The organism is Ignavibacterium sp. (assembly GCF_025998815.1).
Taxonomy (GTDB): domain Bacteria; phylum Bacteroidota; class Ignavibacteria; order Ignavibacteriales; family Ignavibacteriaceae; genus Ignavibacterium.
In genome coordinates, this window is record NZ_AP026678.1 from 2,632,143 (window position 1) to 2,650,475 (window position 18,333).

General features: G+C 34.5%; 16 protein-coding genes. 10 read left to right on the forward strand and 6 right to left on the reverse strand.

What is annotated here, in order from left to right:
• The first annotated feature begins 122 nt into the window (after positions 1–122).
• Positions 123–1,190 carry an AmmeMemoRadiSam system protein B gene (gene amrB, locus Q0X14_RS11415; protein WP_297838553.1) on the forward strand — a complete coding sequence of 356 codons (1,068 nt, stop codon included), beginning with the start codon at positions 123–125 and terminating at the stop codon, positions 1,188–1,190.
• A gap of 36 nt (positions 1,191–1,226) precedes the next feature.
• Here the strand turns inward: amrB and msrA are convergent, their stop codons facing one another.
• Positions 1,227–1,781: a peptide-methionine (S)-S-oxide reductase MsrA gene (msrA, locus tag Q0X14_RS11420; RefSeq protein ID WP_297838556.1), complete on the reverse strand. Its 555-nt coding sequence runs from the start codon at positions 1,779–1,781 to the stop codon at positions 1,227–1,229.
• A gap of 246 nt (positions 1,782–2,027) precedes the next feature.
• Here msrA and hisH point away from each other — a divergent pair, with 246 nt between their 5' ends.
• The 4 genes from hisH to Q0X14_RS11440 all read left to right on the forward strand — a co-directional run bounded on the left by hisH (position 2,028) and on the right by Q0X14_RS11440 (position 4,765).
• Entirely contained in the window at positions 2,028–2,618 is a 591-nt protein-coding gene (hisH, locus tag Q0X14_RS11425) for an imidazole glycerol phosphate synthase subunit HisH (protein WP_297838559.1), read from the forward strand.
• A gap of 42 nt (positions 2,619–2,660) precedes the next feature.
• Positions 2,661–3,083 carry a thioesterase family protein gene (locus tag Q0X14_RS11430; RefSeq protein ID WP_297838561.1) on the forward strand — a complete coding sequence of 141 codons (423 nt, stop codon included), beginning with the start codon at positions 2,661–2,663 and terminating at the stop codon, positions 3,081–3,083.
• Between the two features lie 88 nt (positions 3,084–3,171).
• Positions 3,172–3,744, forward strand: a complete 573-nt coding sequence (locus tag Q0X14_RS11435; RefSeq protein WP_297838563.1) for a sigma-70 family RNA polymerase sigma factor — start codon at positions 3,172–3,174, stop codon at positions 3,742–3,744.
• Between the two features lies 1 nt (position 3,745).
• A complete protein-coding gene (locus tag Q0X14_RS11440) occupies positions 3,746–4,765 on the forward strand; it encodes a hypothetical protein (RefSeq protein ID WP_297838566.1) in 1,020 nt (339 codons plus the stop codon).
• Here Q0X14_RS11440 and Q0X14_RS11445 read toward each other — a convergent pair.
• Positions 4,738–5,280, reverse strand: a complete 543-nt coding sequence (locus Q0X14_RS11445; RefSeq protein ID WP_297838569.1) for a hypothetical protein — start codon at positions 5,278–5,280, stop codon at positions 4,738–4,740. The genes Q0X14_RS11440 and Q0X14_RS11445 overlap by 28 nt on opposite strands.
• On the reverse strand, positions 5,277–6,191 hold the full coding sequence (rocF, locus tag Q0X14_RS11450) for an arginase (protein ID WP_297838571.1): 915 nt from the start codon (positions 6,189–6,191) through the stop codon (positions 5,277–5,279). Before rocF ends, Q0X14_RS11445 begins: the two co-directional genes overlap by 4 nt.
• Before the next feature lie 128 nt (positions 6,192–6,319).
• Between rocF and Q0X14_RS11455 the strand changes: the two genes are divergently transcribed.
• From Q0X14_RS11455 to Q0X14_RS11475, 5 genes are all read left to right on the forward strand, one after another.
• On the forward strand, positions 6,320–7,669 hold the full coding sequence (locus Q0X14_RS11455) for a SpoIID/LytB domain-containing protein (protein WP_297838573.1): 1,350 nt from the start codon (positions 6,320–6,322) through the stop codon (positions 7,667–7,669).
• Between the two features lie 5 nt (positions 7,670–7,674).
• Positions 7,675–8,787, forward strand: a complete 1,113-nt coding sequence (locus Q0X14_RS11460; RefSeq protein WP_297838575.1) for a glycosyltransferase family 4 protein — start codon at positions 7,675–7,677, stop codon at positions 8,785–8,787.
• A gap of 7 nt (positions 8,788–8,794) precedes the next feature.
• Complete coding sequence (locus Q0X14_RS11465) at positions 8,795–9,802, forward strand: DUF4922 domain-containing protein (RefSeq protein WP_297838577.1); 1,008 nt, start codon at positions 8,795–8,797, stop codon at positions 9,800–9,802.
• Between the two features lie 8 nt (positions 9,803–9,810).
• Entirely contained in the window at positions 9,811–10,386 is a 576-nt protein-coding gene (locus Q0X14_RS11470) for a DNA-3-methyladenine glycosylase I (protein ID WP_297838590.1), read from the forward strand.
• Positions 10,387–10,470: 84 nt separating this feature from the next.
• Positions 10,471–12,288 carry a T9SS type A sorting domain-containing protein gene (locus tag Q0X14_RS11475; protein WP_297838592.1) on the forward strand — a complete coding sequence of 606 codons (1,818 nt, stop codon included), beginning with the start codon at positions 10,471–10,473 and terminating at the stop codon, positions 12,286–12,288.
• A gap of 338 nt (positions 12,289–12,626) precedes the next feature.
• Here Q0X14_RS11475 and Q0X14_RS11480 read toward each other — a convergent pair whose 3' ends face one another.
• Genes Q0X14_RS11480 through Q0X14_RS11490 form a run of 3 tightly spaced genes read right to left on the reverse strand, consistent with a single transcriptional unit; the run spans position 12,627 to position 18,220 of the window.
• The gene (locus Q0X14_RS11480; protein ID WP_297838594.1) at positions 12,627–15,722 is read right to left on the reverse strand and encodes an efflux RND transporter permease subunit; all 3,096 of its coding nucleotides are present in this window, start codon (positions 15,720–15,722) and stop codon (positions 12,627–12,629) included.
• A gap of 14 nt (positions 15,723–15,736) precedes the next feature.
• The gene (locus tag Q0X14_RS11485; protein WP_297838596.1) at positions 15,737–16,777 is read right to left on the reverse strand and encodes an efflux RND transporter periplasmic adaptor subunit; all 1,041 of its coding nucleotides are present in this window, start codon (positions 16,775–16,777) and stop codon (positions 15,737–15,739) included.
• A gap of 27 nt (positions 16,778–16,804) precedes the next feature.
• Complete coding sequence (locus Q0X14_RS11490) at positions 16,805–18,220, reverse strand: TolC family protein (RefSeq protein ID WP_297838598.1); 1,416 nt, start codon at positions 18,218–18,220, stop codon at positions 16,805–16,807.
• Between the last annotated feature and the right edge of the window lie 113 nt (positions 18,221–18,333).

Consider the following 18,333-nt stretch of genomic DNA (forward strand, 5'->3'; position numbering starts at 1 on the left):
CAATACCATTTTGAAAATTTTTTTCCGAGTTAATGGCAAAACGAATGTTCTGAAGAGTATTAATATGTAGAGAGTGATATTTATTAAAAGCTTCGATATTTTAGCTGTAAAAAAAGATTGTTATGATTAACAGAAACCACTTCCTGTTTAAAGTTCTGTTTGTTCTGCTAATGATTTCATTTTCTGTTCAAGGACAATCCGTAAGAGAAATTCGTGATAGTGTCGGATTTTGTTGGAATGGCAGCGAAATGGATTCGTTTATTTACTGGCTGGATAATAATAAGATAGTAAATGAGGACTTTGAATCGGAAAATTTATTTGCCGCAATTTCACCACACGATGATTATTTATATGCCGGAAGAATTTATTATCCGGTTTACAAAATGATTAAAGCAAAAGAGATAATCATATTTGGTGTTACTCACGGAGCAGTTCGAAAAGCAATCAATGATCCTCAGAATATTTTAATAATGGATGGATTTGATTATTGGAAAGGACCTTATGGAAATATAAAAGTTTCGGATTTACGAAATGAAATCAAGTCGAAACTTGACACTGATTTTTATGAAGTTAATAATCTTGCTCATTCACTCGAGCATTCTATCGAAGCACTGATTCCATTTCTACAGCATTATAATCGGGAAATAAAAATCACACCGGTTATGGTAACAAGAATGCCTTTTGATAGGATGGATTCTATTGCAGTAAAGCTATCAGAAGTAATTTTAAACTATGCTAATGAGAAAAATCTTAAACCAGGAAAAGATTTATTTCTTCTTATTTCTAATGATGCAAATCATTACGGAGAGGATTTTAACAATTATCCTTATGGACTTGATGAGGTTGCACATGAAAGAGCAACTAATGAAGATAGAAGAATTGCTTCTCTTTTTAACGGCGATATTTCAACCGGGAAAATTGCGGATTTAACAAAAGAGCTTTGGACAGAAACTGAGGCAAAAGAAATTTATCCTCTGTGGTGTGGAAGATATCCAATAATAATGGGATTACTAACAGCAAAGCATCTGTCAGAAAAATTAGGAAAGAGTATTAGTGGGAAACTCTTCTGTTATTCAGATACTTTTTCAGAAAAAGTTTTATCATTCAATAAATCTGAAATGGGGTTGACAGCTCCATTTTCCCTCAAGCATTGGGTCGGATTTTTGTCAGCGGGATTTTATCTGAAATAATCTGATAATGCAAGGATATTCTTGCATTCTGATGAATTACTTTTTCAGTTTATCCTTAAATATTTTCTCAAACTTTTCAACCTTGGGTGTAATAACAAAAGCACAATAACCCTGATATGGATTATTCTCATAATAATTTTGATGATAGTCTTCTGCTGGATAGAATTTTTTAAACTCAACTATCTCTGTTACAATTGGGTTGTCCCAGATTTTTTCTTCTTCAAGTTTCTTTCTATAGTACTCTGCTTTTTGTTTCTGCTCTTCGTTGTGATAAAAGATTACCGAACGATACTGAGTACCAACATCATTCCCTTGTCGGTTTAATGTTGTCGGATCGTGAGTTTTCCAAAATATCTCAAGCAATTCATCATAAGTTATTATTGATGGGTCAAAATAAATTTGTGTACATTCAGCGTGACCCGTAGTGCCGGTACAAACTTCTTTGTAAGTGGGATTATCAGTTGTGCCACCTGAGTAACCTGAAATAACTTTTTGAACACCTTTAACTCTTTCGAATATTGCTTCCGTGCACCAGAAGCAACCTGAACCAAAGGTTGCGATTTCTAAATTGCTTTTAACTTGATTGTCCATAACCTTTTCCTGATTATTTTTTGAGACGGTGTTATCACAAGAAAAAAATATTAGTGAAATAAATACTGTTGATATAATAAATGCCAAGGGTTTAACTATAATTTTAATTTCGGATTTGAATTTCATCTGGTTGCTTATTTATTAATATTGTTTAATCAAACAAACTGATTTTTAATCTGGTTCAAAATAAAGGATTGTTCGGGAGAAAAGAATTGCTGAATTTTGCCCTGACAAAAAAGGAAATTTATGACAACAATTGTTGACTTTGGTGATATCAATTCTAGGGAAGTTGCAGAAGTACTTAAAAATATAACTGATGATTTTATCGTATCATCGAGTGAGGTTGATATTTGTCGCGCTGATAAAATAATTTTTCCTGGTGCAGGAAGTGCAAAAGATGTAATGAAAAAGATTCATCTGCTTAACCTTTTTTCAGTGCTTCGGATAATAATTGATAAACCAATGCTCGGTATCGGTTTGGGTATGCAGATAATGTGTGAACACACTTCAGAAGGAAATCTTTCCTGCCTTGGAATATTTCCTGGAGGTATAATCAAGATTGAAAATTCAAATCAAAGTGAAACACACGAAGGTTTTGATAAAGTGAAGATAATTAAAGATTGCCCGTTATTCATTGACATTCCAACCGATTCAGAGTTTTACTTTAAGCATTCTTACTTTTTACCAATAAATGAATTTACTGTTGCAACAAGTAAGAGAGGCGACAGAGAGTTTACTTCAGCTATTCAAAAAGATTTATCTTTTGGGGTTCAGTTTCATCCTGAAAAATCAGGCGAAGCAGGATTGAAACTTCTGGAAAATTTCATAAAGCTTTAAGACAATATTTATTTTAAGATAAATAAATTTATAAACTGAATTATGGAAAAAAGAAAAGAATTCTCTTCATTCGAAACTGAAATAATTGTAAGACCAGATGATATTGATATGAACAATCATGTTCACAATTCAAAATATCTCGATTATGTTCAAACCGCCCGTTACATTCAGATGCGTGATAATTATAAATTTCCTATGGAAGAGTATCTTGAGCGGGGATACAACTGGTATGCAAGCACAGCACACATTGAGTTCAAGCGTTCATTAAAGTTTGGTGATATTGCTGTTGTAAAAACTCAGATTAAAGAATGGAGCGGTGCTCAGGTAATAATCAATTTCTGGATAATGAACAAGCAAACCAATAAAGTAGCTGCAGAAGGTTATATAGTTTATACATTTGTTTCTCTTTCTTCCGGAAGACCTGTTAGAATTCCCGAAGATGTGCTCGAAAGACACAACATCTGATTGAATTCAAAACAAAACAAAATTGATTTTTAAATCCGATACATATACTTTTTCAACAAGAAAAATCTAACATAAGGGATTGGCACAAGTGAATAAACCAAATTCAAGTGATTACGAATTATTGCAGAGAGTACTTAAAAGAGACTCCAAAGCACTCGAGGCATTGTATGATAAATACTCTCCTTTATTGTTCACACTTATAAAAAGAATTGTTAAAGATGATAAACTTGCGGAAGAAGTTCTGGCTGATGTATTTGTTATTATCTGGCAAAAAACAAATCTATATAATTTTGATTACAGAAATGTTTTCGGTTGGATTGTTTTACTTACAAAAAACAAAGCCGTTGATACATTAAGAAGAAAAAACGGTAATGTAAAAGTTGAGTACAGTGATGAATTCGAAAACACTTTTATCATTCCAACAATTTATGATTATAATGATTTTGGATTTGATGAAGCAGTAAACAAAAGCGAACAATTAAAATCAGCGGTTTCAAAACTTACAGAAGCACAAAGATATGTTCTTCAGTTAGCATTCTTTGAGGGAATGACTCAAAGCGAAATAGCCGCAAAACTTAAAATCCCTCTCCCAACAGTCAAATCAAAAATTAAAGTTGCATTGAACACATTAAAAGAAAAAATGAATTCAGAGGAAGTGTGATATGGATAGAATTGAAGCCAAAGATTATTTACAAGCCGCTGCTTTAGGTTGCCTGGATGAAAATGAACTAAATGAACTGAAAGAACTTCTTGAGTTTGATAGTGAATTACAGTTTGAGCTGGCTTCATATCAAACATTGTGTGCTTTAATTCCATTCTCGCTTGAGATAATAAATCTCGGTGATATTGTAAAGGATAATGTTGCATTAAGATTGAAAAGAATTGAAGAAGAGCTGCGTGCTAAGAGAGAAGCAGAATTAAAATCACAATTGCCAGAAGTTAAAGTAGAGGATACATCTGAAATAAATGAAGAAATAAAACCTTCGGAAACTCCTGTTGAAGATTTGTCTTCTGAAATTTCATCTGAACCTTCGGTTGAAGAAATTCCACAGGAATTAGAAATTGAAACTCCGGAAGTAATTGAAGCACCAATTCCTGAGAGTTATCTGGCTGAAGATATAACTAAAACAGAAGATATTCCAGATGTTCCAATAGAGGAAGAAATTTTTGTTGATGAAATAATTGAAACAGAAATAGAAGAACCGGAAACGAAGGAATTAGAAAGCGATATTTTTCAGCAAGAAGATGAGAGAACAATCGAGCAGGAAATAGCAGAGGAAACAATTGAGCCGATTGAAGATATTAAATACGAAGAACCGAAATCCGAAGAACCTAAAAAGATTGTTGAGTCGTATGCCGGACCAGTAAAAGTCGATCACTCTTACGCTGAATCTAAATTTGCAGATATTACTTCCAGAACAATTGCTGAAAAATTGCAGAAGTCATTTCAGATGGACATAGAAGCAATTAAACGAACAGTTGATAAATCAGAATCAAAACTTTTTAAGAGTATAATTTCGCTTATTATAATTTGTGCTGTACTGCTTGCAATTTCAATCTTTATTTTCTTTAAGTTCACAGCTGATATAAAGAAGCTTGAAAATGAGATTGATATAATAAAAAAATCAAGTTCGGTTGGAAGCGTTTATTATAATCATAAAATTTTATCTGAGTTTTCATAATCATCAGTCTGTTGATTGCGGTTTGCAATGATGAAGAGTATAAGCGCAATCAGAATAATAATAAACCAGAACCTCAAAATAATTTGCCAGATAGCTTCAATAAAAACAAATGCTTTAAAGTTAATCCTATCAAACAAATAAAACATTCCAACTGCAAACAGCAATATCGAAAGAAATAAAAAAACAATTTTCCTTTTATCAGATAGATAAACGAACAAAAGAGATATTCCGCTGATAATAAATATTGAAGGAAATATCATTCGTGCAGGATTCCAGATTGTGAATGATGATTCAACTGCAAGTACAATTCCTGAAAGAAAAATAAAACTGCCTGTAAAAATCCCACCCTTATTTGATTCTACAAATGAGTTGAACCAAAGACTTATCCCTGCAACCAGAAAAATGTATGAAATCATTTCAATCAGAGAAAAGTCTGCTAAACCAATCAAATTAAAAAACAGCAGGACGGTTATTAAAAATATTATGACAGCAAAAACAGTTTTAAAATTTTTCACAATATTCTTTGTCCCATACTTGAAGCAATAAGTTCAGCAGCAAACACTGCGCTTGTATTATGAACATCGAGAATTGGATTTACTTCGGCAACTTCGAGCGAAGACATACAACCACACTCAGCTATTGTTTCCATTAGTAAGTGAGCTTCGCGATAATTTAATCCGCCTTTAACCGGAGTTCCAACGCCCGGTGCAATTGACGGATCAACACTATCAACATCAAAACTGATATGAATATGATCAACCTGTTGACGAAATTGTTTTAATACCCGAGATATGACTCTGTGAATACCAAGTTTATCGATATCACTCATTGTATAAACAGTTGGATTCAACTTTCGGATATTTTTTCTTTCTTCAATATCAACGCTTCTTATTCCAATCAGTGCACAATGTTCCGGTTTAAGTTTTGGTTTGAATCCATAAAAATTTACCAACGACGGATGACCAAGTCCCATTGAAGCAGCAAGAGGCATTCCGTGAATGTTCCCACTTGGCGTAGTTTCGTGAGTATTCATATCAGCGTGTGCATCAATCCATATAACACCGAGTGACTTTTTATTTTTTCTGCAATGAGCAGCAATTCCGGCAATCGTTCCTATAGCCATTGAATGATCACCTCCGATGCAAAGAGGGAAATTTCCTTTATCGAGAACTTTCTCAACTGTTCTGGCAAGTGTTAATGAGGTCTTTAAAACTTCATTCAAATAACGAAGTTTTGGATCCCCGACTCTTTGCTTCTCCATTATTTTGATTTTGATGTCGCCCAAATCTTCAACTTTATAACCGAGGTTACGAAGTCGTCTTTCAAGGTTAGCAATTCTCAATGCAGAAGGACCCATATCAACACCTCTTCTGCCTGAGCCGAGATCCATTGGAAATCCGATTATTGAAATATTTTCTCTTGGCATAAAACAATCATTTTGTTGTAAGCAAGTTAATGCCATTCATAATATTTTGCCAAGATTTCCAATCATACTCCGAAATTCTTTGACTGATTATCAGTAATTTTGGAATAAGAAAAACATAAAATTTTAATATGAAGTTTAATACCGAACCCTGGCTAAATGTTGGTATTCTTACTGACGATAAAATTAATTTTGAACTTTACGGTGATTTCAGTTCCATTGTAACAAACAAAACTTTAAATGGAGTTTTTACCGCAGAGCTGAAAAACAATAAAATTATTTGTAAAGGAAATAACATCACTGTTGAAGCAGAAGAAGAAATAATCTTTGAACCTTCTGACCCGGTATCAGAAAGTTTCTTGCTTCGTGATGTTATTATTGGAGTTAAGTTTCACTGGGAAAGAAGAGAGAAGCAACGATTCAATTATTTTCTGAAAATAATTAAAAACGGAAATCAGCTTACCGCAATAAACTATCTTCCTGTTGAAGCTTATCTGACAAGCGTTATTTCATCAGAAATGAGTGCAAAGTGTTCAATTAATTTGCTTCGCTCACAAGCAGTTGTTGCAAGAAGTTGGTTACTTGCTCAACTTCAAAATAAGGAAAAAGAAAAAATTAAAGACCCTTCGCTCAAGCCGGTAAAAACTGACGAAGAACTAATTACCTGGTATGACCGCGAAGCTCACACACTTTTTGATGTTTGTGCGGATGACCATTGCCAGAGATTTCAGGGAGTTACAAAAGTTACAACAGATACAGCATTCAAAGCTATTAAAGATACACGAGGAATTGTTCTGATTAGTGATGATGAAATTTGTGATACAAGATATTCCAAATCCTGTGGAGGAATGAGTGAATCTTATGAAAATGTTTGGGAACCTGTGAAGTATAAATATTTACAACCGGTTATTGATTATAAGTTTGAACCTGAAAATCTTGAGCTTGATTTAACAAAAGAAGAAAATGCTGTTAAGTGGATTAAAGCCAATCCACCTGCATTCTGTAATACAAGCGACCCAAAAATTCTTAATCAGATTTTACTGGATTATGACCAGGAAACAAAAGATTTTTATCGCTGGAAAGTTGAGTATTCACAAAACGAATTGAGTAATCTGATTAAAGAGAAACTTGGAATTGATTTCGGAGACATAGTTGATCTTGTTCCCGTTGAAAGAGGTTACTCTGCAAGATTAATTAAATTGAAAATTGTTGGAACTAAAAAATCTTTAGTCATTGGCAAAGAATTGGAAATCAGAAGAGTGCTTTCTCCAAGCCATCTTTACAGCAGTGCATTTTATGTTGAAAAGGAAAATATAAGCGAGGGCATTCCACAGAAATTTATTTTATTCGGGGCTGGGTGGGGACACGGTGTTGGCTTATGCCAGATTGGTGCGGCAGTAATGGCAGAGCAAGGTTATCAGTTTGATGAGATACTCATTCATTATTTCCCAAATGCTCAGATAAAACGGATTTATAGCTGAAGACGATGAAGGTTTTATATTCTTGCTTATCGAAAAGCTGGGGCGGAATGGAGATGATTACCTTGACTTTTGTGAAAGAACTTCTCAAAAGAAACATTCAGGTCGAACTTCTCTGTCTCAAAGAATCAAGAATTCATGTTGAAGCTTGTACATCAGGAATTATTACACATCCCGTAAAAGCATCAGGATATTTTCATCCGTTTACTGTAATAAAAGTTGGATATCTTATCAGAAAAGGACGCTTCAGTTTAATCCATACGCAGGCATCGAAAGATTTATGGATACTTGTGCCAGCATTAAGAATAATTAAATCAAACATTCCTCTTTTTCTTACAAAACAGGTTGGTTCGTTCATTGTTAAAAAAGATTTTTTACACAGATTTTTATACAAAAGAGTTACAAAAGCATTTGCCATCAGCAGAGTGATTAAAAAAAATCTTATTGAAACCACTCCACTTGATGAAAAGAAAATTGAACTTGTTTTCAACGGAATTGATACTGAAAAGTTTAATCCAACAAATGCTGACAGAAAAAAAGTAAGAAAAGAATTTTCAATAGCCGATAATGAATTGCTTGTCGGAATGCTTGCACGTTTTAGTCCCGGTAAAGGTCACGAAGAGTTTCTTATGGCTGCAAAGAAATTGTCAGCAAAGTTTGATAATCTGAAATTCATAATAGTTGGCGAAGCAAGTCGTGGCGAGGATGAATATGCAGCTTCAATTAAGAAGCTTGCAAGTGATTATGGATTAACAAATGTTATCTTTGCCGGATTCAGAAGTGATACACCTGATGTTCTTTCAGCAATGGATATTTTTGTTTTCCCTTCGCACGCAGAAGCATTTGGAATTGCTTTGGCAGAAGCTCACTCTATGGCATTACCATCAGTTTGTTCAAATTCTGATGGTGTGCTTGATATTGCGGTTGATGGAGAAACCTCACTTCTGTTTGAAACAAAAAATGCTGATGATCTTGCTGATAAACTTGAGGTACTTATTAAAGATGCCCAATTAAGAGAACGATTTGGTGCTAATGCACGAAAGAGAGCAAAAGAATTATTTGACCTGAATGTTATAATGCAGAACACAATTGAACATTATAAAAATTCTTTAAAAGGATAAACCGTAAATGAATCACAGAGTTTATGACAATGAAATTTTGAATGAACTGATTTCAAAAAACGAAATCGCCGATGCTTCAAAATATCTGTTTGAACTTCAATGTAACGACTGGAAACTTTGCCGTGATAATTATGAGCAGTTGAAAAATGTCAGAGTCAAAAAATTTCAGTTTGAAGGATATTCCATTAAAGCACAGTTTAATCCGGGCAGAATAATTTCCACTTCAGCTAAGGTTGATCCGAAATCAATTCAGGAAAGAAAATGTTTTCTCTGCGAACAAAATCTTCCTGCTGAACAAAAAGGAATACTGTACAAGGATGAGTATATCATACTGATAAATCCATATCCAATTTTTCCAATCCATTTTACTTTGACTCACACAAAACATCAGCCGCAAAGAATATCAGACACTTTCAGAGACTTACTCGATTTCAGTAAAGATTTATCAAAACATTTCACTGTAATTTATAATGGACCAAGATGTGGTGCCTCTGCTCCGGATCATTTACACTTTCAGGCAGGCAATAAATTTTTTATGCCGATTGATGATGAGGCAGATCTGATTGCAAATGAATATGGTTCTATTGTGGTTGATAAAGAAGATCTTCTGATTCAAACAGTTGATGATGGATTAAGAAAGTTTATTTTATTTGAAAGTATTCAAAAGAATTTATTGGTTGATTCCTTCGCAAAGTTTTATAAGATATACTCTGAACTAATGAATGAATCAAGTGAACCATTGATGAATATCGTTTCATTTTATGATTCTGAATTTGGTTGGAGGGTAATCGTATTTCTTCGTGCAAAGCATCGCTCACATCACTATTTTGAAGAAGGTGAAAATAAACTGCTTGTTAGTCCTGCCGCAATTGATCTTGGCGGAGTTTGTATATTCCCTCGCGAAGAAGATTTTAACAGAATTGATAAAGCATTGATTAAAGAAATATTCAATGAAGTCTTTATTGATAAAACTAAACTTGATGAATTAAAAAATTCATTAAAAACATTATTGTGAAAGAAAGAATGAAAAATATTTCCAGATGTCCCTGGCCTGCAGATGATAAACTTATGATTAAATATCACGATGAAGAGTGGGGTGTTCCTCAGCATAATGACAGAAAACTTTTTGAGTTTCTTTTGCTCGAAGGATTTCAGGCGGGATTGAGCTGGAGAACAATTTTACACAAAAGAAAAAATTTCAGAAAAGCATTTGATAACTTTGATTTTAATAAAATTGCAAAGTATGACAAACGAAAAATAAATTCTTTAATGAAAGACGAGGGCATTATACGAAACAAACTTAAAATACAAGCTGCAGTAACTAATGCAAAATCTTTCATTGAGATAAGAAAGGAATTTGGGACATTTGATAAATACATATGGAGCTTTATCAATTACAAACCAATCAATAATAAATTCACTTCTATAAAAGAACTACCAGCCAGAACAGAACTTTCCGATAAAATAAGTGAAGACCTTAAAAAGCGAGGATTCAAATTTGTTGGTTCAACCGTTATTTATGCTCATATGCAGGCGACAGGAATGGTGAACGATCATCTGGTTTCCTGCTTTCGTTACAATCAAATAAAAAAATCTTAATTTTTTCTTGACATAAATTCAAATTATTCACATATTGATTTTGAAACCAAACCAACTAATTGTTTAACTATAAAAGGAGATGCTATGAAAAGAATTTTTCTATTTCTCGTTGGGGTTCTAATATCCACTTCCATTGTCTATTCACAGTATGAACCGCTCTATTCATTTGAAGAACTTATGAGAATTACAGAAGAAAATCCTCAGATGATTGTTGAAGCAAGAGAAATGACTTCATTACTTGAAATTCCTCATTCAATTTACTTACCTCAGGGAATTTTTATAGAAGCACGGGCTGTTCAGAACGATCGAGTTGTTTATGCAGTGATTAATAATCTTCTTGATATTTATGATAATGCGGAAGTATTAACCTGGCAACAAATACAAAATAGATTTGATCTTTCGGCTGCAAGATTAAATTATGTAAAGAAAGCTACGCAAAATCCCTCTCTCGGATATAACATAACAATTCGACCTGAAGGTACTCAAAGTAGTCAATATTTATTAATTCCTGATTGGACTGCCGATGGTGTTATGCTATTTGATGCAACAACAGGTGATTTATTAAATCAGAGTTTTATTGTCGATCCGACCAATCTCTCTTCTCCAAAACAAGCAAGGTTGGCTCCTCAGGGATTTGTTTCTGTCTCTGATCAGATTGACGATGTTGTTCAGAGTTATGATACAATGGGAACTTATTTGGGAATATTTGCGCCTGCAGGTGGGGTTAATAATACAATACTTGATAATGTTAGGGGACACAATTACAGACCAAACGGTAATTTGGTTGTAACTGTTGGAAGTGGTGGAAATCAGAATGCTGTTGCTGAGTTTGATAATGCGGGGAATTATATTGGTCAGTTTATTGCAGCAGGTGCAGGTGGTCTAAATAGCCCGTTTGATATTGTTTTCAGAAGCAATGATGTTCTTGTTGATGGAAGCTCGAGTAATAAAGTCCATCGTTATGATTTGAGTGGAAATTATTTAAATGATTTTGTCTCTTCAGGATTAGCATTCCCTCAGCAGATCCATCTTGAGAGTAATGGTAATGTGGCTGTTGCAGGGTTTTCAACTCCTTCAGCTTTGTATGTGTATGATTCTTTAGGGACTCTTCTGGCTTCTTATAATGTAATAACTGGACTACGAGGAGCGTATAAACTACCAAATGGAAATTATATTGTAACTAATGGTTCAGGTGTGCACGAAATAACCACTTCAAATACTCTTGTCAGAACAATTGTTGCCGGAGTAAGTGCTCAATATGTAGACTTTGTTGATTTCCAGAATATCATTCCAGTTGAGCTCACATCGTTTACAGCAATATCAGTTGGTAACAATGTTGAATTAAACTGGTCAACTGCAACTGAAATAAATAATCGTGGTTTTGAAATTCAGCGAAGTGTCATTCCGAGCGGAGCGAGGAATCTTTCCTGGGAAACTGCTGGTTTTGTAGATGGTAAAGGAACAACTTCAGAACCTCAGAACTATGTGTTTGTTGATAAAAATCTTACTTCAGGAAAATATGCTTATAGATTGAAGCAAATAGATTTCGACGGAACATTTGAATACCTGCCTACCGGACAGGCAAGTTCAAAGGGAATAGAAGTTGATGTACTTACACCGGATAAATTTTCACTCGAGCAGAATTATCCTAATCCATTCAATCCAACAACAGTAATAAGTTGGCAGTCGCCAGTAGGCAGTTGGCAAACACTTAAAGTTTATGATGTACTTGGCAACGAAGTAGTTACTTTAGTAAATGAATACAGAGAAGCGGGAAGTTATAAAGTAGAATTCTCCACAGGATCCATTGGAAATGCAAGTGAATTACCAAGCGGAGTATATTACTACAAATTATCTGTTGGTAATTTTTCAGATGTAAAGAAGATGATGTTGATTAAGTAAGCCTCACCCCAACCCCTCTTCCGTTAGGAATGGCTGTGCCATCCTAAGGAGAGGGGCTTTTAAAATTTCATAGAACTTAATCAGAAAAGATTTTCAATTAAAGCAAATGTTCAAAGAGCGGGCAAATTATCCGCTCTTTTTTATTAATCAATTTTATTTTTGTGTAGGGAACGAACTCCTGTTCGTTCCTGATGATTTGAATTGTTGCGGTTCGGACAGAGTCCTAACCCAATTATTAAAATCAACTCAATCCTAAAATAATTCCTTTTACCTTATAACTTATTCCCTTATACCTTATACCTTACCACCTTATACCTCATCCCGTTATACCTGCTCAATTATCCAACCTTCTCTCTGCTCATTGGGTCAATGAATTTTGCGCGGGAAGTAAGGTTATAAATTGCCGGGATTACAAACAAAGTCAGAATTGTTGACGCAAGTAATCCACCTATTGCAACAATTCCCAATGGCATTCTTATTTCTTTTCCTGCATCACCAATTCCCAACGCCAATGGAAGCATACCAAGTATGATTGCAATAGATGCCATTATCTGTGGTTTGAGCTTAGTGGGACAAGCCTCCATCAAAGCATCTTTTGGAAGATATCCTTGCTCTCTTCTCAACTGGTTTGTGTAATCAAGAATAAGAATTGCATTATTCACAACAATTCCTATCAACATTATTATTGCCATCAAAGATGTTATACTAAATGATGTGTTTGTTATAAATAAAGCAAGAACAACTCCCAATAGACCTAATAAAACTGTAAACATTATAATTACCGGCTGCCAGAAACTTTCCAGTATTGCCGCAAGCAACATATATGTTAAAAGAACAGCTAAGAAGAATGCAAAAATCATATCCTGTATCATATCATTCATCATCTTAACATTTCCGCCCCATCTGAAGGAATATCCCGAAGGCAGATTTATTTCAGCAAATCTTTTTTCTATTTCACTTGTAACATCGCCAAGCGGATAACCTGGAGCAGCAGAACCTGTGAACATTACTGATGTGAATTTATCCCGATGCAGAATTTTTGTAAATCCAGTTGTGAATTTTACATCAGCAAGTTGTGCTAATCTGAATGAACCAAACTGAGTTGCAACAGTTATGTTCCCAATTTTCTCTGGTGAATTTACAGATTCATCATCAAGTGTAACTGTTATATCATACTCATCACCAGCTTCACGGTATTTTGCTGATTGAATTCCTTCAATTGCTGAGCGTAGAGTGAATGCAAGATCGGTTATTGTCATTCCGACTTCTGTAAGTTTCTCGCGCTTTGGGTAAACTGTAATTTCAGGTTTACCTGCTCTTGAACTATTATCAAAGTTTATAAGTCCGGGAACATCTTTAAGCTTTTGTACAGTTTCATCCTTTAATCTTTCAAGCTCTTCAAGGTCTTGTCCGAGTAAAAAGAATTGAATTGGTGCTTCGCCACCACCCATATCTTCGCCCACATCAACTTTAATTTTAGCATTTGGAATATCTGCAAGTTCTTTAGTGAAAATTGGAATTGCATCAAGTAATTTCAGATCTCTTTCTTTCACATCAACTAACTTCACATCAATACTTGCCATATTTGTTCCAACATCAAGGTCACTGAGTTTACCAAGATTTGTAAGAATATGTTTTACTTCTTTATGTTTTTTAATTCTATCTTCAATTAAACGAATAGTGTTAGCGGTCTCCTCAAGATTGTAACCTGCCGGAAGTTCAACAGTTATTCTCACTCTGCCATCATCAGTCTGTGGTATAAACTCAAATCCAAGTTTTGGTCCGAAAATCATCAGGACAAGAATGAATATCACGATTGAAGTAACAACAGTCATTAGACTTCTGAATTTACTATGCAGCACTAAGCCTAAAAGTTTTTTGTACAATTCGGTTTGTCTCGCTTCAAAATTATTAAACCAGGTTGCGAGTCTTCCGGTTTTATGTTCTTTCGAAAGTATCAGTGAAGAAAGTAAGGGTGTCAGAGTAAAAGACATTATCAAAGAGAAGATAGTTGCGAATACAGCAGCCAGCGCAAGTTCGCGTAACCACAAACCTACCATAGAAGACATATTTGCAATTGGCAGAAATACAACAATGTTTGTTAGTGTTGATGCGAGAACTGCAACCGTAACCTCTGAAGTTCCTTTGAAAGATGCTTGTTTGATTGTTTCTCCCATTTTTTTGTAACGGAAGATGTTTTCAATTACTACGATTGAGTTTGCAACAAGTACACCAACAGAAACAGATAATCCCATTAATGTCATCATATTCAATGAAAGACCAAACACCTGCAGAAGAAGAAATGTTGAGATGATTGATGTTGGCATAGACATCGCAACCACTAATGTTGAACGCCAATCGTGCAAGAACAGAAATAAAACAATAGCAGTGAAAATTACTCCGAGATAAATATTACTCATCGTATCATCAACACTTGCTTTAACGAACTCAGAAGCATCATTTACAATTTCAAGTTTACAACCTTCGGGCAATGCCGCCTGAATTTCCGGAAGGGAAGTCCGGATGGCATCAGCAACTTTAACAACATTACCTTCACTTGATTTGATAATACCTAATCGTATAACACTTTCATTTCTGATATTCTGCTTAACATTAAAGAAAGTTGCTCTTTGACGAATATCTTTTCCGGAGTCTAATACATCAGCAATTTGTCTAATTTTTTTAGGACCAAATGCAGTTGGTATTTCCAACTCTCTGATTGATTCAGGGTTGTGAAATTGTCCATCAAGTCGCACTGTATATTCCTGATTACCTATCTGGAAATAACCTCCCGGAATATCCATATTGTGCATCCGAAGAATTTGCGTGAGCTGAGGTAATGAAATATTATTTTCGAATACAACTTTATTATCAAGCTGAACCCGGATTTCTCTTTCTTGCCCACCAGTTATCTGAACTTTTGCTACTCCATCAATCTGTGAGAATCGATCTTTTAGAGTTTTATCAGCAATTTCATAAAGTTGCCGTGAATCCAGATTTCCGCTTAATACAACATCAACAACCGGGAACAGTCGCAAGTCAACTTTTTGCACTATAGGTTTCTTTGCATCGGTTGGTAAGTCGTTAATGATTTCATCCACTTTATCTTTTGTTTCCTGATTTGCCACATTAACATCTTTGCCAAGCTGAAACTCAATAATTATAATTGAAGCACCATCCAATGAGTATGATTCTATTCTTTCAATCTGACTTATTGTTGATATAGCATCTTCAATTCTCTTTGTAATTAATGTTTCGATTTCTTTTGGTCCTGCTCCGGGATAAACGGTTTGTATTGTAACAAAGGGAATTTCCACATCAGGTTGAAGATTAAGGTTTAATCTGTTGTAAGCAATTAAACCGAAAATAAGAAAGATTAGTATTCCAACTGTTGTTAGAACAGGACGATTAATTGATATTTTTGCAAGAAACATTTTTCAATTCCTTTTTATTGAATCACATTTACTTTTGAGCCATCTTCAAGTTGAGATGCTCCTTTAACTACCAGCATATCACCGACCTGCAAGCCACCGGATACTTCATAAAACAAACCGCTTTCATTTCCGTTTGTTATATATCTTTTAACAGCTTTGTCGTTCTGAACAACGAAAACATAAGCTCCATTTTCATCGTGGTTAACCAGATTTCTCTGAATAATAATTGCATTTGGTTTTTCATAAGTAAGTATTCTTATTTCATTTGTAACGCCACTTTTAATTATTCCTTTCGGATTATCAAATTCAACCTCAACAAAGAATGCTTGTTTTGCAGGATCCATTGCCAAAGAAATTTCAACTACCTTTCCAACAAACTGCTGTCCATTGTATTCAGTGATTGCTTTCATTCCTTTTTTGAACTGGGAAATTTCTTTTTCAGAAACCCAGATTTTGCTTCTCATCTTATTTGTTTGAGAAACGGTGAAAAGAGGCACATCACCTTTCACATTATCGCCGGGATTAACTTTCATATCAACAAGAATTCCATCAAAAGGTGCTTCGATAAAAAGCATTTGTCGTACAGATTCATAATTTCTTTTTGCAACAAGATATTGTGTTTCGATTGCATCATAATTTGCCTGAGATGTTTCTCCCGCTGCAAGCAATGCTTTAACACGCTCGTAATTCTTTTTCAGATTTTCATAAGCTGATTTTGCCTGTTCATACTGAACGCCCGGATTGTAAACATCGAACTCAACAATTACCTGTTTCTCACGAACATAATCACCCACCGAGGCGTTAATTCTTTCAATCTTTCCACCAACTATTGAACCTTTGGTCGCTTCTTTTATTCCGGTGAGTTTTGAGAAGAATGTAAGATATTTTGTGAACGGTTGATATTTCACTTCTTCAACACGAACCGGGACGCCTTCTTCTTTTCTTATTTCATCCATACTTTTTGATTCCGGTTTATCATCACCACAGGAAACAATAAGAAGCGAAACAATTGTGATGAAAAAAATTAAAGCTGTGTTTTGAATTATTGATTTCATTTAATTATTACTCCTGAATTCTTAAACTTATTCTGTTTCGTACTTTAATAAATATTCCTGGTTAGTTCTTCCAAGAAGTTGATCCATTTCAAATTTTGTAACAAGATAACTGTGAACAGATTGAATATAATTTGTTCGCGCTTGTTTCAAAGCAATATCAGCATTCTGAATTTCTAATTGGCTTCCCGTTCCTTCTTTATATCTTACTTTTGCAATTTCGTAAGCGCGCTCTGCAACTTTAACATTTTTGTTCTGAGCATCAACAAGTGTCTGAACCCGTTTTAACTCGCTGTACTTTGCTCTTACCTGCGTTACAAGAAAATCTTTGTAAAGATTCATCTGTTCTTCGGTTTGCTTGTAAGTAATTGTTGATTGCTCAACACGGTTTTTTGTTCTGTTACCTTTCCAAAGATTGATTGAAAAACTTAAACCAACCGTAAGAGAGGAATAATTCTGAAAATTCCATTTATCAGATGAGCCAGCATAAGAATAACTTCCGAATGCTGCAATGTTTGGCCAATACTCAGAAACATCAATCTGAACGAATGCTTCATCAACTTGTTTTTTCAGATCAAGACTTTTCAAACCAAAATTTGATTGAAGCGCTTCTGAAATCAAATCAAATTCATCAGGAAGTTCTTCGGGTGTATAAACAATTTCTCCTGTTATATCAATTGGTTCTTCCTGTGGAATACCAAGTAAAACTTTCAAACCATCTTTTGCACTCTTCAAAGTGTTTTCCATTTGTAAAACAAGAGGACGAATATTTTCAACCTGAACTTCTGCCTGAAGCATATCAAATTCAGATACAAGTCCCTGGTCAAATAGTGCTTTAACATTTCTGAGATTATCCTGCGCATTCAGAAAACTTGCGTTGGTTATTTCATAGAGTTGTTTTGCGAGTAACACACCATAAAAAGTTGTCTGAACTGATAAAACAGTTTTTGAAATTGTATTATTCAATTCTGCTTTTGATAAATTATAATAAATTCTTGAAGCACCAATTCCACGAAACACAGTTGAGCTGAACAGAGTTTGAGTAAGAAGCAGTTGTGCTTCATAGTTATTTGATTGCGCAAATGATTGAAGTTGTGTTTCAACCGGAACGAATTTGTTGTTATCTCTCGGAATAACATTTTCGTCAAATAATATTGAGTAGGTTGCGTTTTTTAATAAAGCTCCGAAATCCGGGAAAGGCATTTTGGGTTTGCGCAAAAAGTGAGTGAATGTTCCATTTAAATCAAGACTTGGAAGCGCATATCCAAATGCTTCATCAACAGCAGCACCAGCTTTTTCAACGGTCATTTTTGCCAGCTTGATATCACGATTGTTTTCAAGAGCGATGTTAATTGCATCGTCGAGATTTAATATCCTGTTTTGGGAAAATGATGGAGAGATAAACAGAATGAGTCCAAGTAAATTAAAGATCAGTTTATTTTTCATTAGAGACCCGTGATTGTTCAATAGATGAAGAAATTTTGATTATAAAAATAGTAACGGAGTTGTTAAGTGGTTGTTAAAAATTCACAAGCGGTAAAATGCTGTGAGGAACAGCA

Excerpts from the sequence above, each read along its gene's own strand:
- amrB (WP_297838553.1), top strand. The coding sequence starts at position 123 with ATGATTAACAGAAACCACTTCCTGTTTAAAGTTCTGTTTGTTCTGCTA.
- msrA (WP_297838556.1), bottom strand. The coding sequence starts at position 1,781 with ATGGACAATCAAGTTAAAAGCAATTTAGAAATCGCAACCTTTGGTTCA.
- hisH (WP_297838559.1), top strand. The coding sequence starts at position 2,028 with ATGACAACAATTGTTGACTTTGGTGATATCAATTCTAGGGAAGTTGCA.
- Q0X14_RS11430 (WP_297838561.1), top strand. The coding sequence starts at position 2,661 with ATGGAAAAAAGAAAAGAATTCTCTTCATTCGAAACTGAAATAATTGTA.
- Q0X14_RS11440 (WP_297838566.1), top strand. The coding sequence starts at position 3,746 with ATGGATAGAATTGAAGCCAAAGATTATTTACAAGCCGCTGCTTTAGGT.
- rocF (WP_297838571.1), bottom strand. The coding sequence starts at position 6,191 with ATGCCAAGAGAAAATATTTCAATAATCGGATTTCCAATGGATCTCGGC.
- Q0X14_RS11455 (WP_297838573.1), top strand. The coding sequence starts at position 6,320 with ATGAAGTTTAATACCGAACCCTGGCTAAATGTTGGTATTCTTACTGAC.
- Q0X14_RS11460 (WP_297838575.1), top strand. The coding sequence starts at position 7,675 with ATGAAGGTTTTATATTCTTGCTTATCGAAAAGCTGGGGCGGAATGGAG.
- Q0X14_RS11465 (WP_297838577.1), top strand. The coding sequence starts at position 8,795 with ATGAATCACAGAGTTTATGACAATGAAATTTTGAATGAACTGATTTCA.
- Q0X14_RS11470 (WP_297838590.1), top strand. The coding sequence starts at position 9,811 with ATGAAAAATATTTCCAGATGTCCCTGGCCTGCAGATGATAAACTTATG.
- Q0X14_RS11475 (WP_297838592.1), top strand. The coding sequence starts at position 10,471 with ATGAAAAGAATTTTTCTATTTCTCGTTGGGGTTCTAATATCCACTTCC.
- Q0X14_RS11480 (WP_297838594.1), bottom strand. The coding sequence starts at position 15,722 with ATGTTTCTTGCAAAAATATCAATTAATCGTCCTGTTCTAACAACAGTT.
- Q0X14_RS11485 (WP_297838596.1), bottom strand. The coding sequence starts at position 16,777 with ATGAAATCAATAATTCAAAACACAGCTTTAATTTTTTTCATCACAATT.
- Q0X14_RS11490 (WP_297838598.1), bottom strand. The coding sequence starts at position 18,220 with ATGAAAAATAAACTGATCTTTAATTTACTTGGACTCATTCTGTTTATC.